Here is a 14,221-nt window from a genome sequence, read left to right on the forward strand (position 1 = left end):
GTCCTCCTGTTCTCTCAATCTCGGCAGCGGCACATCGTCGTTGTGCACCGCTGTGGTCCACACTCCTTGCACGAATGGGGCGGCTCCTTCAGCGAAGGGGCCGCCCCATCCAGCAGCAAGAGTGTTATCGGCGCAGTCCGAGGCGCTTGATCAGCGAGCGGTAGCGCTCGATGTCGGTCGCCTCGAGGTAGCGGAGCATCCGCTTGCGCTGGCCGACCAGCAGCAGCAGCCCACGGCGGCTGTGGTGGTCGTGCGGGTGCTCACGGGCGTGCTCGGTGAGGTCCTTGATCCGCTGCGTGAGCAGCGCGACCTGCACCTCGGGAGAACCGGTGTCGCCGTCCTTGGTGGCGTAGTCGGTCATGATCTGCTTCTTGACCTCGGCGGTCAGGGGCATGCGGCACCAATCCTTCACTGTGTGGTTGCGCGGCGCGCCTGGGCACATCCACCAGGGCACTCTGAATCCGCGGCCGGCATACGGCTTGTCAAGGCTACCAGCGCGGCGCGCGACGCCCCTAATCGGTGAGCCGGCGCTCAGGAGGCGAGCGCCACCTCGGCCTGCCGCTCGGCGTCGGCAGCGCTGGCACCGCTGGCGTCCCCCACGGCCGCCGGGACCGCGCCGCCGGCCGCCTGCGGGCGGCGCAGCAGGGCACGCAGCCGCCACGCGGCATACACCGCGACGGCGCTGATGAGCAGGTGGGCGACCACGAACAGCCCCGCCTGCCCCGCACCCAGGGCGAGGCCGGCGAGCAGCGGCCCGGCCGCCGACACGCCGGTCTGCAGGGCGGCGAAGAAGCCGAGGGTCGTGCCGACCATCCCCGCCGGCGCGAGGCTCGCGGTGAGCGGGTTGAGCACGGGGGCGTACATCGTCTCCCCGATCCCGAAGATCCCGTAGACCGCGATGAAGACCAGCGACGCGTCGCCGGGCAGCTGCGAGGCCGAGGCGAGCAGGACCCAGGAGAAGACCCAGATGGAGCCGACCACGACCAGCAGGCTCGGCGCCGACCGCTTCGCGGTGAACCGCACGACGAGCATCTGCAGGACGATGATCACCACGCAGTTGACCGCCGCCGCGGTGCCCACCGTCTGCGCGGGCGTGCCGAGCACGGTGATCGCGTAGGCCGGCAGGCCGGACTCGAACTGCGCGTAGAACCCGAGGGCGAGCGTCACCGTGATGAGCGCCGTCCACCGCAGCGCCGGACTGGCGAGGATGAGCCGGACGATCTCCATCGTGCCGACGCCCTCCTCGACGGGCTCGAGGTCGCTGACCTGCTCGGCCCGCGGAGCGTGCCAGCCCGCGGCGACCAGGAAGGCGGCGGCGAGCAGGAAGCCCAGTGCCGCCACGAGGAAGGCCGACGTCATGCCGTCGGTGCGGCGCAGGTCGACGAGGTGACCGGCGGCGAAGGCACCGATCGCCATGCCGAGCGCCTGGCCGCTGAACATCAGCGCGAACACCCGGCGCCGCTGGTCGGCCTCCACCCAGCGCAGGACGAGCACCTGCTGGGCGGGGGTGCCGGCCGTCACGGCGAGTCCGAGTGCGAGCATGCCGGCCAGGAACGTGAGAGGGGTGCCGGCCACGATGAGCGACAGCGCGACCAGCACCGCCGCGAGCCGGGTGAGGACGGCGACCCGCACCGGCGAGTGGCGGTCGGCCAGGCGACCGCTCAGGGGAGCGGCGACCAGGGCACCGATCGAGAAGAGGCTCGACGCGGACGCGGCGACCAGACCGCCCCAGCCGCGGGTGTCGGCTGCGTACGCGTACTGGTACGGCAGCACCGTGCCCCAACCGACGGTGCTGACGGTTGCTGCGACGACGAGCAGGTGGGCACGCTTCACCACGCCTCCATACGAGGTTCGAATCGGGATAGTTAGAAGCCGAACGCTTCGACCTCGAAATAATAGCATGGGAGAATGGACGGTATGACGTCACGACAGGGATCCGGCAGACGCGGCCGATCCGCCCACCAGCGCTACAAGTCCGACGTCGCGGCGTACGTCCAGGCGGGCGGCGACGAGTCGGTCCAGCGGGTGATCACCGCGGTCAGCGGCGTGCAGCGCCGGCTCGGTCAGTGGTATGCCCGGCAGCTCAGCGAGCTCGAGCTCTCCCAGGGCGAGTGGACGGTGCTGTCGCGCCTGGCCACCTGCGAGGAGGGCGAGCAGGTGACCCCCACCCAGCTCGCGGACGCCACGAACATCGCGCCGTCGTCGATGACCCACCGGTTGGACCGGATGAGCGAGCGCGGCCTCATCTCGCGCACCACCGACCCCGACAACCGCACCCGGGTGCTCATCTCGCTGACCGAGGAGGGGTGGCAGCTGTTCACCCAGGCCGTCCGCGAGGCGAACCTCGTGGAGTCCGACGTCCTCGCGCCCCTCTCCCAGGGTCAGCGCGAGGAGCTGGCCAACCTGCTCGAGATCGTCATCACCGGCCTCGAGGAGGCCGAGGCGGAGGAGGAGTCCTGAGCCGGGAGCACCTCACCGACCGATGACCCGCACCCCCGTGACGACGAACTCGCGGGGGGCGGCGGGCCGCGGGGCCCGGCAGGTCAGCAGCTCCGGCGGGGCCGCGCGCTGCTCCAGCTCCACGTCCAGGACCTCAGCGGCGTCGCGCACGCGGACCCGCCACGCCGCTGGACCGAGGCGTTCCACACCGCTGCTGGAGACCGCCCCGGCCGCGCCGGGACGACGGCGCAGCACCTCGGCGACCGCCGCCTGCGCGACCGGCGCCTCACTGCTCGTCCCCCGCAGGTGCCCGGCCGGGCTGCGCCCGGCGAGGTGCCCCTCGAGGACCTCCACCGCGTCCTCGCCGTCGAGGCCGCCGTAGTAGACCCCGTCCGGCAGCACCACCAGGTTGCCGGCGAACCGGCAGCCGCCCACGTGCGAGCACTCCCAGGTCTGCTCCGGCCAGCGCGCCTGCACGGCGGCGGCCACCGGCCGGCCCCGGACCGCACAGCACACGTCGTGGCGCCCGTGCGCGCAGACCAGGAACAGCGGGTCGTGCTCCGCGTCCGCCGTCGCCTCGGCCGCCTCGGTCGCCTCGGTGCAGCGCCCCGCCCCCGCGCCGGTATGCCGAACCTCGCCGAGTGCCGGTGCCGCACCGAGCAGGTCGTCCTCGTGGCGCCACCGCCCCCACACCTGCGTCCCGGGGTGGGCCGAGGTGGGTCCGTGCACCACCGCCCATGCCCGGGTGCCCCGGCGCTCCTGCCGTCCCGGCCGGCGGATCAACAGGATGCGCGCGCCGACGGCCGCGGCGGAACGCTGCAGGTGGTGCTGGATCCCCTCGTGGATGCCGGAGCCGCCGAACGCGTCGATGAGCCAGGGCCCGTGGTGCTCGACGAGCAGCCAGGCGCGGGCCGGTGCCGCGCTGCCGGCCATCGCGTCGTGGCGCAGCCGCGCGGCGTCCGAGCAGGGAGGTGAGGCCAACGGCATACGGTCGCTCAACGGTCGGGGCAGTCGGGGCGGGTGGGCACCGAGCGGCTCAGGCCGGCACGACCAGGCCGGCGCGCAACAGGTCCCGGGCGAGCGCGACGGCCTCGGCCGGGTCGTCGAGCAGCTCGGCCACGGCGACCGGCGGTCCGGCGAGCGCACGCTCGAGCCCGGCGCGCCGGGCGGCGGCCACGGTGAGCTGGCCGGACCGGCTGCGCACGAGGAGGCAGCCGTCCGCACCTGTGGTGAGCTCGGGGCGGACGTGCGCGCGGGCCGCGACGCGCGACTGCTGGGACACCCGCGCCGCCGCGTCGAGCTGGGCCAGCGGCCCCAACGGCGCCGGGCGCTGCTGGTCGCGGGCCAGGGCCGCGAGGGCACCGAGCAGCTGCTCGTCCGGCACGGCGCGGACCGCCTCGACCAGCCGTTCGCGCACCCACGCGATCTCCGGACCGAGCTCGTCCGGGTCGCCGACGTCGACACCGAGCGGCAGGGAGGCCCGCACCTGCTCGTCGTCCGCGAGGCGGGCGAGGGCATGACGGGTCAGCTGCTGGGCGAGGTGCTGCCGGTGCCAGGTGTGCACGCCGATGGTCAGGTGGGTGCTGACCCCGCCGAGGGCGGTGGCGGCGTGCAGGTAGCCGCGGGGCAGGTAGAGGCAGTCGCCGGGGCGCAGCACGACGTCGAGCACCGGATCGGTCGCGGCGGACTGCTCGACGGCCGCGCGGCGGGCGGTCCACGGCTGGTCGCGCAGCGGTGCGGGGTGGACGGGTTCGTGGATGTACCAACGCTTCTCGCCCTGGACCTGCACGACGAAGACGTCGTGCACGTCGTAGTGGTCGGAGAAGCCGCGCGCCTGCGGCGGCGTGACGTAGGCGTTGACCTGGACCGGGTGACCGAGGTCGGCGGCGAGCTGCTGGCCGAAGTCGACCAGCGGCGGCCAGACCCGGTGCAGCGCCTGCAGGACCATGGTGGCGCCGTCGGCGAACAGTCGCAGCAGCCGGTCCTCGTTGACCTGGTCGCTGATCGTCGCGCCGGCGCCGGCACCCGAGGTGAACGTGGTGTCCCCCAACGTGGTGCCGTCCTTGGCCATCCGCAGGAACGGCGACCGCAGGCCGCGGGTCGAGACGAGCTCGTCCACTGCCGCGGGGCTGAACAGGTCGGACAGGTCCCCCACGCCCTCGCCGCGCTCAGTGGAGCGAAGCCACGGCGCCTGCCCCCACGCCTTCGTCGCGAACGACTCGAGGTCGTCGCCCACCAGCCGAGCCAGCGCTGGGCGCTCGGGAAGATCCCGAACGCCCAGCGTTGTTGAGCCCCCCGTCATCTACCGGGCCGAGCTGTCGGCACCACCGTCGGCGCCGCCGTCGCTCGTGCCCGGCACACCGGCAGCACCACCATCCGCCGGGCCTTCGGAGCCTGCTCCACTGTCGACCGGTCCCCCGTCCGCCGAGCCGCCCCCGCCGGCACCGCTGTCCACGGGTCCGCCGTCCGCGCCACCGTCGGCTCCCCCGTCGCTCACCCCGGGCGTCCCCGCGGCGCCGCCGTCGGCCGTGCCCTCGCTGCCCGTGCCGGCGCCACCGGCACCGCTGTCGACCGGCCCGCCGTCCGCGCCACCGTCGGCGCCGCCGTCACTCATCCCCGGCACCCCGGAGGCGCCACCGTCCGCGGGGCCCTCGCTGCCCTGGGCCGTGGGGTCGTCGTTCATGTTGCTCATGTCAGCTCCTTCACGTCGTCGGCGGATGCCTGCAGAGGTCTGGGTGTCACGAGCGGACGCCCACGCAGCGGTCGGGCCGCCGCTGGCACCATGTCTACGTCGGATCGACGGAAGTCGCCACTCGAGAAGGACGACCGGAAGGGGTCAGTTCAGCGCGCCGTCGGGGAACCAGATCGCGATCTCGCGCGCGGCCGACTCCGGCGAGTCGGAGCCGTGGACGATGTTCTGCTGCACCTTCTCACCCCAGTCGCGGCCGAGGTCGCCGCGGATGGTGCCGGGCAGGGCGGCGGTGGGGTCGGTGGCGCCGGCGAGCGCGCGGAACCCCTCGATGCAGCGCTCGCCCTCGATGACGGCGGCGGTGACGCGGCCCCCGCTCATGAAGTCGAGCAGCGGCTCGTAGAACGGCTTGCCCTCGTGCTCGGCATAGTGCTTCGCGAGCCGCTCGCGGTCGGGAGTCAGCACGGCCAGCGCGGCGATCGTGTAGCCCTTGGCCTCGATGCGCCGCAGCACCTCACCGGTGAGGCCGCGGCGGAAGCCGTCCGGCTTGACGAGGACCAGGGACCGCTCGACGGATGACGTGTTGGCTGTGGATTCGCTCACCCGGCGACCCTATCCGGCGCGCGAGTCCTCCTCGTGCGAGGTCGCCCCGGGCGACGAGGACGCGCGCGAGGTCGGCTCGGCCTGGCCCCCCTCCTGCTGCTGGTGGGCCAGGAAGGCGGCGGTCAGGTCGTCCATCCTGTGCCCCTGCACCAGCGCGGCCAGCCACAGGGCGAGGAACACGATGGCCACGATCAGCATCGCCGGGACGATGACGCTCATGGCGAGGGTGCACAGCTGCAGGACCCAACCGAGGGTGAGGCCCCACGGCCGGCGCAGCAGGCCGGCGTCGAGCACGCACAGCGCGGCCACCACCAGGCCGACGACGAGCAACGCCGTGGACTGGGACTCCCCGTGCACGGCGGCCAGCCGGTTCGCCACGAGCGCCCAGAAGAACACGGCCAGCCCCTGGGTGCCGATGACCACCGCCGCGAACCGCCGGGTCATCCGCTCCGGGACCGCATACACGTACTGCCTCACCGCACCATCGTCCCATCCGTATGCCGTGCGCTTGCCTCCCGCACGGACCGTCACGTCTCGGTGGCCCCGAGCAACATGCGCACCTCGGCAGCGGTGAAGACCGACCCGGTCGCGATCACGCCACCGGCGACGCCGCCCTCGTCGGCGAGGCCGGCCGCGGTGTCGAGCGCGTCGGGCAGCTCGGCCACCACGGTGACCCGGTCCTCCCCGAAGACCTCGACCGCGAGCGCGCCGAGCCGGTCGGCGGCCATCGCCCGCGGACTGGTGGTGCGGGAGACGACGACGTGGTCGAGCACCGGCTCGAGCGCCTCCAGGATCCCGGTGGCGTCCTTGTCCTCGAAGATGCCGATGACGCCCACCAGCCGGGCAAAGGTGAAGGAGTCCTGCAGGGCATCGCGCAGGGCGATCGCGCCCGCGGGGTTGTGCGCAGCGTCGACCATGACCGTCGGCGAGCGCCGGACGATCTCCAGCCGGCCCGGTGAGGTGACGTCGGCGAGCGCGGCCCCGAGCACCTGGGGGTCCAGCCGCTGCTCACCTCCCCCGAGGAACGCCTCCACCGCGGCGATCGCGGTGGCCAGGTTGTGCGCCTGGTGCATCCCGTGCAGGGGCAGGAACAGGTCCGGGTAGTCGCCGGCCAGCCCGCGGACGGAGACCTGCTGCCCGCCGACCGCCAGCTCACGGGTGAGCACACCGAACCGCTCGCCCTCGACGGCGAGGTCCGCGCCCACCTCCTCGGCCCGGTCCCGCAGGATCTGCAGCACCTCGGGCAGCTGCTCGGAGGACACCGCGATCGCGTCGGCCTTGATGATGCCGGACTTCTCCGTGGCGATCTGCTCGACGCTGGAGCCGAGGAAGCGCTCGTGGTCGATACCCACCGGGGTGACCACCGAGACCGTGCCGTCGGCGACGTTGGTGGCGTCCCAGGCGCCGCCCATACCGACCTCGACCACCGCGACGTCCACGGGCGCGTCGGCGAACGCGGCGTAGGCGACCGCGACGAGCACCTCGAAGTAGGTCATCCGCGGGCCGCCCTCGGCGAGCGAACGGGCGTCGACCAGCTCGATGAAGGGGATGGCGTCGGCATACGCCGCGAGGAACTTCTCGGCAGGGATCGGCTTGCCGTTCAAGGAGATCCGCTCGCGGATGTCGTGCAGATGCGGCGACGTGAACCGGCCCGTCGACAGCCCGCTCTCGCGCAGGATCCGCTCGACCATCCGGGTGGTGGACGTCTTGCCGTTGGTGCCGGTCAGGTGCACGACGGGGAAGGCCTTCTGTGGGTCGCCCATCAGCTCCATCACCGCGGCGATGCGGTCCAGGCTCGGCACCAGGTCGTGCTCGGGGGCGCGGGAGAGGATCGCCTCCTCGGTCTCCCGCATCCGCTTGCGCACCTCGAGGGCCTCCGCTGCCGCCTGCTGGCGCGCGTCCGGACGCCCGCTCACGACGGGTCTCCCGCCGGGTCATCCGCGTCATCGGCGGGCCGCAGGAACCTGCGCATCCAGATGTCGTCGGGCACCCCGCCCCCGCCGGCCTCGCGGTCGAACTCCACGAACCCCTGGTGCCGGTAGAAGGCGGCCGCAGAGGTGTTGCCGTCCAGGTAGGACAGCTGCACCTCGTGCTGGTCCTCGCGGGCGTTCTCGAGCACCGCGTCGAGCAGGGCGCTGCCGATGCCGCGCCCCTGGTGCTCGGGCAGGACGTAGAGCTTCCACAGCACGAGGTGGCCGTCGCGGGGGCCGACCGTCGCCACGCCGACGACCTGGCCGTCGACCTCGGCGACGGTCACGCGGCCGGCGCGGATGGCGGGGATGGTGGCCTCCTCGGTCCACCACTTCGCCAGGCCGGCCTGGATGTAGTCCTCGCCGGCGATGCTGTAGTAGGTCGCCGGCCACGTGGTGCGGCCGACGACCAGCACGGCCTGCAGGTCGTCGCCGGTCGCCTGCCGGATGGTGACGTCGCGTGTCGTGGCGGGCATCAGACCTTCTTCACGAGGATGTCGATCTTGCGGTCGTCACCGACCACGGCGGAGCTGCCCCCGCCGCCGGGCAGCGGGTGACCCGCGCCGGCCGAGCCGAACTGCACGGCGAGGGTCTCCTCCATGATCAGCTGCTGGTGGGCGACGGTCGCCTCCCACACCTGGTCGTCGCCGGTGATGGTGAGGCTGATCCGGTCGCTGACGTCCAGACCGGCGTCGCGGCGGGCCTGCTGCACGGCCCGGATCACGTCGCGGGCCAGGCCCTCCTGGGCCAGCTCCGGCGTGACGGTCGTGTCCAGCAGCACGAAGCCGCCGTCCGGCAGCATCGTGCTCGCGCGACCCGCACCGCCCTTGCCGTCCTGGTCGAGCACCGTCTCGAGGCTGAACTCGCCCTCCTGCAGGACGAGCCCGCCGGCGGTCACGGTGCCGTCCTCGGACACCGACCAGTCACCGGACTTGCTGGCTCGGATCGCCTGCTGGACGTCCTTGCCGAGGCGCGGACCGGCGGCGCGGGCGTTGACGACCAGCCGCTGGCTCACGCCGAAGTCGCGCTGGTCGGCGGTGGCCAGGTCGACGAGGGTCAGCTGGCGGACGTTGACCTCGTCGCTGACGAGGTCCGCGAAGGGCCGCAGCGCGGTCGGGTCGGCGGTCACGACGGTCAGGTCGGCCAGCGGGAGCCGGACCCGCAGTCCCTCGGCCTTGCGCAGCCCGAGCGCGGCCGAGCACACCTCGCGGGACCGGTCCATCGCCGCGACGAGCCCGTCGTCGGCCGGCAGGTCGGAGGCGTCCGGCCAGTCGGTCAGGTGCACCGACCGCCCGCCGGTCAGGCCACGCCAGATCTCCTCGGTCGTGAACGGCAGCAGCGGCGCCGCGACCCGGGTGACCACCTCGAGGGTGGTGTAGAGGGTGTCGAACGCCGCGGCGTTGTCGCTGGCCCCGCTCTCGCCGGTGGTGTCCCAGAAGCGCTCGCGTGAGCGCCGGATGTACCAGTTGGTGAGCACGTCCAGGAAGGTGCGCGTCGCGTCGCAGGCCGTCGCGATGTCGTAGGCGTCGAGCCGCTGCTGCATCTCCTCGACGTAGCCGCGCAGCTTCGCCAGCAGGTAGCGGTCCAGGACGTGCCCGGAGGCGGTCGACCAGCGGGCCTCGTAGCCGGAGCCGCCGCCCACCGCGTTGGCGTAGAGCGCGAAGAAGTACCACGCGTTCCACAGCGGGATCATCACCTGCCGGACGCCCTCCCGGATGCCCTGCTCGGTGACGATGAGGTTGCCGCCGCGCAGGATCGGCGAGGCCATGAGGAACCAGCGCATCGCGTCGGCGCCGTCCCGCTCGAACACCTCCGTCACGTCCGGGTAGTTGCGCAGCGACTTGCTCATCTTCTGCCCGTCGCTGCCCAGCACGATGCCGTGGCTGACGCAGGCCTCGAAGGCCGGGCGGTCGAACAGCGCGCTCGCGAGTACGTGCAGGGTGTAGAACCAGCCGCGGGTCTGCCCGATGTACTCCACGATGAAGTCACCCGGGAAGTGGTGCTCGAACCACTCCGCGTTCTCGAACGGGTAGTGGACCTGGGCATAGCTCATCGACCCGGAGTCGAACCACACGTCGAGGACGTCCTCGACCCGGCGCATCGTCGACTTCCCGGTCGGGTCATCGGGATTCGGTCGGGTCAGCGTGTCGACGTTGGGCCGGTGCAGGTCGGGCACCCGGTTGCCGCGCTCGTCGACGCGCGTCGGGATCTCGCCGAAGTCGCGCTCCAGCTCCTCGAAGCTGCCGTAGACGTCGATCCGCGGGTAGGTCGGGTCGTCGCTCCGCCACACCGGCACCGGGCTCCCCCAGAACCGGTTACGGGTGATCGACCAGTCGCGCGCGTTCTGCAGCCACTTGCCGAACTGGCCGTGCTTGATGTGCTCCGGCACCCAGGTGATCTGCTCGTTGAGCTCCACCATGCGGTCCCGGAATGCCGTGACCTGCACGAACCAGGAGGAGACACCCTTGTAGATCAACGGTTCCCGGCAGCGCCAGCAGTGCGGGTAGGAGTGGTCGTAGGTCTCCCGGCGCAGCAGCACCGTGCCGCCGCTGACCGCGCCGCTCTCCCCTGAGCCGCGGGTCGCCGCCTTCAGGTGGTCGATGATGTGCAGGTTGGCGTCGAAGACGAGCATCCCGGCGTAGTCGTCGACGGGGTGGGTGAAGCGGCCGTCCTTGCCGACCGGCATGACCGCCTCGATGCCCTCGCGGTCGGTGACCTCCTTGTCGACCTCACCGAAGGCACCGGCGCTGTGCACCAGCCCGGTGCCGTCGGTCGTGGTGACCGCGTCGTCGGCCGCCACGACGCGGAAGGCGCCGGCGTGGCCGGCGAAGTAGGAGAACGGCGGGGTGTAGGTGCGGCCCACCAGGTCCGCGCCGCGGTAGCGGGCGAGCACCTCGGGCTCCTGGCCGAGCTCACGTGCATACGCCGGGAGCCGCGCCTCCGCCAGCAGGTAGCGGGCCGTCCGCTCGGTGCCGGGCACGCCCGCCTCGACCACGACGTAGTCGATGTCGGAGCCGACCATCACCGCGAGGTTGCTCGGCAGGGTCCACGGGGTGGTGGTCCAGATCAGGGCGAGCGCGCCGTCGAGGACGTCGTCCTCCCCGGTGGAGTCGAGCCCGAAGCCGACGGTGACCGCCGGGTCCCGCCGCATGCGGTAGACGTCGTCGTCCATCCGCAGCTCGTGGTTGGACAGCGGCGTCTCGTCGTTCCAGCAGTAGGGCAGGACGCGGAAGCCCTCGTAGACGAGGCCCTTGTCGTACAGCGACTTGAACGCCCAGATCACCGACTCCATGTAGTCGGGTTCCAAGGTCTTGTAGTCGTGCTCGAAGTCGACCCAGCGGCCCTGTCGCCGCACGTAGTCCCGCCACTCGTCGGTGTAGCGCAGGACCGACTCGCGGCAGGCGGCGTTGAACCTCTCGACGCCCAGCTCGCGGATCTCGTCGGTGGTCTTGAGCCCGAGCTGGCGCATCGCCTCGAGCTCGGCGGGCAGTCCGTGGGTGTCCCAGCCGAACCGGCGCTCGACGTGGCGTCCACGCATCGTCTGGTAGCGCGGCACGATGTCCTTGACGTAGCCGGTGAGCAGGTGCCCGTAGTGCGGCAGGCCGTTGGCGAAGGGCGGGCCGTCGTAGAAGACGAACTCGTTCGCGCCGTTCTCCCCCACCTCACGATTCGCCACCGAGGCCAGGAAGGTGCCGTCCTCGTCCCAGTACTTGAGCACCCGCTCCTCGATCTCCGGGAAGCGCGGGCTCGCGTCGACGCCACGCGTCCGCGCGCCGCCGGCCGCGTCACCGGGCTCGCCGGGCTCGGAAAGGAAGTCCACCTTGGGGTAGTTCATGTCGGGGCGCCTCGTTGTCCTCGTCCTCCTGGTCCACGAGGACGACGTCACCCGGGGTCCGGGCGGCACCGCGGTACCACCTCGCTTGCCGCAGGCGACCCGAAGACCCTCGGGTCGGCATACGACCGCTCGTCGGGGCTGTGACGGGCCCTCCCGTCCGGTTCTACTGAGGACCGGCGCGGCGCCCACCAGAGGTATGCCGCGTGGTCCCGTTCTTCCGGAGGCTCACCGCTGATGACGGCTCCAGCGCCTCTGCCGCCCAGTCTACGGGACCCCCGGCCCGGCGGCGGCAACGCGATCACCGGCAGCCCCCCGGTACCCGGCGCGGCGGGGCAAACCCGTTCGAGGGCACCCCCGCGCTTCTGGGACCATAGGGGCATGACCGACCCTGCCTCCGTGGACCGCACGGCCACCACTCCACAGATCCCCGCCAAGCCGTCGGTCGACGGCCTCGAGGACAAGTGGATGCAGGTATGGCGCGAGCAGGGCACCTACCGCTTCAACCGGGAGCGGGCGCTGGCCGGGCCGCGCGCGAAGGTCTTCTCCATCGACACCCCGCCGCCCACCGCCAGCGGGTCGCTGCACGTGGGGCACGTGTTCTCCTACACCCACACCGACTGCATGGCCCGCTACAAGCGGATGGCCGGGTTCGAGGTGTTCTACCCGATCGGGTGGGACGACAACGGCCTTCCCACCGAGAAGCGGGTGCAGAACTACTACGGCGTGCGCGGGGACGCCTCACTGCCGCACGACCCGGGCTTCGAGCCACCGCACCGCGGGACGTCCAAGAGCGTCAAGGCCTCCGACCAGAAGCCGATCTCGCGGCAGAACTTCATCGAGCTGTGCGACGAGCTGACCGTCAAGGACGAGGAGGCCTTCGAGAGCCTCTTCCGCAGGCTCGGCCTCTCCTTCGACTGGGGCATCTCCTACCGCACCATCGACGACCGCTCGCGCGCCACCGCGCAGCAGGCGTTCCTGCGCAACCTGGCCCGCGGCGAGGCGTACCAGTCCGAGGCGCCGGGCCTGTGGGACGTGACGTTCCAGACCGCGGTGGCGCAGGCCGAGCTCGAGGCGAAGGACTATCCCGGCCACTACCACCGGGTCGCGTTCCACCCCACCGCCGAGGGCGCCGCGCCGGTGTACATCGAGACCACGCGTCCCGAGCTCATCCCCGCCGTGGTCGCCCTCATCGCCCACCCCGACGACGAGCGGTATGCCGGCCTGTTCGGCACCACGGTCCGCTCACCGCTGTTCGGGGTCGAGGTGCCGGTGCTGGCGCACCCCGCGGCCGAGCCCGACAAGGGCGCCGGCATCGCGATGTGCTGCACCTTCGGCGACCTCACCGACGTGCTGTGGTGGCGCGAGCTGCAGCTGCCCACCCGGTCGGTCATCACGCGCAGCGGCCGGATCCAGGCGGAGGTGCCCGAGTGGCTGGTCGGCGGGCCCGGCGAGGCGCTGTTCACCGAGCAGGTCGCCGGCAAGTCCACCTTCGGCGCGCGCGAGGCGATCGTCGCGGCCCTGCGCGAGTCGGGTGACCTCGACGGCGAGCCCACGCCGACCCAGCGCAAGGCCAACTTCTACGAGCGGGGCGAGAAGCCGCTCGAGATCGTGACCTCCCGGCAGTGGTACATCCGCAACGGCGGCCGCGATGCCGAGCTCAACGCCGCCCTCATCGAGCGGGGTCGCGAGGTCGAGTGGCACCCGGCGTTCATGCGCTCGCGCTACGAGAACTGGGTGAGCGGGCTCAACGGCGACTGGCTGGTCTCGCGCCAGCGGTTCTTCGGCGTGCCGATCCCCGTCTGGTACCCCCTCGACGCGGACGGCGAGCCGGTCTACGACACCCCGCTGGTGCCGTCGGAGGACCAGCTGCCCGTGGACCCGGCCGCGCAGGCACCAGCCGGGTACGACGAGTCGCAGCGCGGCGAGCCCGGCGGCTTCGTCGGCGACCCCGACATCATGGACACCTGGGCGACCTCCTCGCTCACGCCGCAGATCGCCGGCGGCTGGCGCGGCGACGACGCGCTCATGGACCTCGTCTTCCCGATGGACGTTCGTCCGCAGGGGCACGACATCATCCGCACCTGGCTGTTCTCCACGGTCGTGCGCTCGCACTTCGAGTTCGGCTCGGTGCCGTGGCGCAACGCCGCGCTCTCCGGGTGGATCCTGGACCCCGACCGCAAGAAGATGAGCAAGTCCAAGGGCAACGTCGTCACCCCCGAGGACGTCGTCAAGGAGCACTCCGCGGACGCCGTGCGCTACTGGGCGGCCAGCGGCCGGCTCGGGGCCGACGCGGCCTACGACACCGGCCAGATGAAGGTCGGCCGCCGGTTGGCCACGAAACTGTTGAATGCCAGCAAGTTCGCGCTCAGCTTCCCCGAGCCGGCCGCGGGCGCCTCGGTGTCGGAGACGCTCGACCAGGCGATGCTGTCCGCTTTGGACGATGTGATCCGGCAGGCCACCGGCGCGCTGGAGGCTTTCGAGTACACCACCGCGCTGGAGCGGATCGAGCGGTTCTTCTGGGTCTTCTGCGACGACTACCTGGAGCTGATCAAGCAGCGCGCGTACGACGAGGAGGGTGGCGCGGCCACCCAGTCGGCGCGGCTCGCGCTGCGCCGGGCGCTGTCGTCGTTGCAGCGGCTGTTCGCGCCATTCCTGCCGTATTGCACGGAGGAGGCGTGGTCGTGG

The 14,221-nt window shown here is 72.2% G+C and carries 12 protein-coding genes; 2 read left to right on the forward strand and 10 right to left on the reverse strand.

Features of this window, described 5'->3' with window-relative positions:
* Positions 1-124 precede the first annotated feature (124 nt).
* Positions 125-394 carry a 30S ribosomal protein S15 gene (gene rpsO / locus VFL99_RS13705; protein WP_325106928.1) on the reverse strand — a complete coding sequence of 90 codons (270 nt, stop codon included), beginning with the start codon at positions 392-394 and terminating at the stop codon, positions 125-127.
* A gap of 137 nt (positions 395-531) precedes the next feature.
* The gene (locus VFL99_RS13710; RefSeq protein WP_325106929.1) at positions 532-1,833 is read right to left on the reverse strand and encodes an MFS transporter; all 1,302 of its coding nucleotides are present in this window, start codon (positions 1,831-1,833) and stop codon (positions 532-534) included.
* An 84-nt stretch (positions 1,834-1,917) separates the two neighbouring features.
* Between VFL99_RS13710 and VFL99_RS13715 the strand changes: the two genes are divergently transcribed.
* A complete protein-coding gene (locus tag VFL99_RS13715) occupies positions 1,918-2,460 on the forward strand; it encodes a MarR family winged helix-turn-helix transcriptional regulator (protein WP_325106930.1) in 543 nt (180 codons plus the stop codon).
* Positions 2,461-2,472: 12 nt separating this feature from the next.
* Here VFL99_RS13715 and VFL99_RS13720 read toward each other — a convergent pair whose 3' ends face one another.
* The 8 genes from VFL99_RS13720 to ileS all read right to left on the reverse strand — a co-directional run bounded on the left by VFL99_RS13720 (position 2,473) and on the right by ileS (position 11,536).
* Positions 2,473-3,420, reverse strand: coding sequence for a sucrase ferredoxin (locus VFL99_RS13720; RefSeq protein ID WP_325106931.1), 948 nt, complete (start codon positions 3,418-3,420; stop codon positions 2,473-2,475).
* A 55-nt stretch (positions 3,421-3,475) separates the two neighbouring features.
* Positions 3,476-4,675, reverse strand: coding sequence for a cupin domain-containing protein (locus VFL99_RS13725; RefSeq protein WP_414713758.1), 1,200 nt, complete (start codon positions 4,673-4,675; stop codon positions 3,476-3,478).
* Positions 4,676-4,741: 66 nt separating this feature from the next.
* Positions 4,742-5,131: a BatC protein gene (locus tag VFL99_RS13730; protein ID WP_325106933.1), complete on the reverse strand. Its 390-nt coding sequence runs from the start codon at positions 5,129-5,131 to the stop codon at positions 4,742-4,744.
* 144 nt (positions 5,132-5,275) lie between these two features.
* Positions 5,276-5,731 carry a nucleoside-diphosphate kinase gene (gene ndk, locus VFL99_RS13735; protein ID WP_325106934.1) on the reverse strand — a complete coding sequence of 152 codons (456 nt, stop codon included), beginning with the start codon at positions 5,729-5,731 and terminating at the stop codon, positions 5,276-5,278.
* 9 nt (positions 5,732-5,740) lie between these two features.
* The gene (locus VFL99_RS13740; RefSeq protein ID WP_325106935.1) at positions 5,741-6,208 is read right to left on the reverse strand and encodes a DUF4233 domain-containing protein; all 468 of its coding nucleotides are present in this window, start codon (positions 6,206-6,208) and stop codon (positions 5,741-5,743) included.
* Positions 6,209-6,258: 50 nt separating this feature from the next.
* Positions 6,259-7,647, reverse strand: a complete 1,389-nt coding sequence (locus VFL99_RS13745) for a bifunctional folylpolyglutamate synthase/dihydrofolate synthase (protein WP_325106936.1) — start codon at positions 7,645-7,647, stop codon at positions 6,259-6,261.
* On the reverse strand, positions 7,644-8,177 hold the full coding sequence (locus tag VFL99_RS13750) for a GNAT family N-acetyltransferase (RefSeq protein WP_325106937.1): 534 nt from the start codon (positions 8,175-8,177) through the stop codon (positions 7,644-7,646). The genes VFL99_RS13745 and VFL99_RS13750 overlap by 4 nt, the downstream gene beginning before the upstream one ends.
* Positions 8,177-11,536, reverse strand: coding sequence for an isoleucine--tRNA ligase (ileS, locus tag VFL99_RS13755; RefSeq protein ID WP_325106938.1), 3,360 nt, complete (start codon positions 11,534-11,536; stop codon positions 8,177-8,179). Before ileS ends, VFL99_RS13750 begins: the two co-directional genes overlap by 1 nt.
* A gap of 378 nt (positions 11,537-11,914) precedes the next feature.
* Between ileS and valS the strand changes: the two genes are divergently transcribed.
* The coding region (gene valS / locus VFL99_RS13760) for a valine--tRNA ligase (protein WP_325106939.1) at positions 11,915-14,221 on the forward strand (2,307 nt) is incomplete at its 3' end.

It is taken from the genome of Segeticoccus sp. (assembly GCF_035708005.1).

Coding starts and splice junctions, on each gene's coding strand:
- VFL99_RS13730 (WP_325106933.1), bottom strand. CDS start 5,131: ATGAGCAACATGAACGACGACCCCACGGCCCAGGGCAGCGAGGGCCCC.
- rpsO (WP_325106928.1), bottom strand. CDS start 394: ATGCCCCTGACCGCCGAGGTCAAGAAGCAGATCATGACCGACTACGCC.
- ileS (WP_325106938.1), bottom strand. CDS start 11,536: ATGAACTACCCCAAGGTGGACTTCCTTTCCGAGCCCGGCGAGCCCGGT.
- VFL99_RS13715 (WP_325106930.1), top strand. CDS start 1,918: ATGACGTCACGACAGGGATCCGGCAGACGCGGCCGATCCGCCCACCAG.
- VFL99_RS13750 (WP_325106937.1), bottom strand. CDS start 8,177: ATGCCCGCCACGACACGCGACGTCACCATCCGGCAGGCGACCGGCGAC.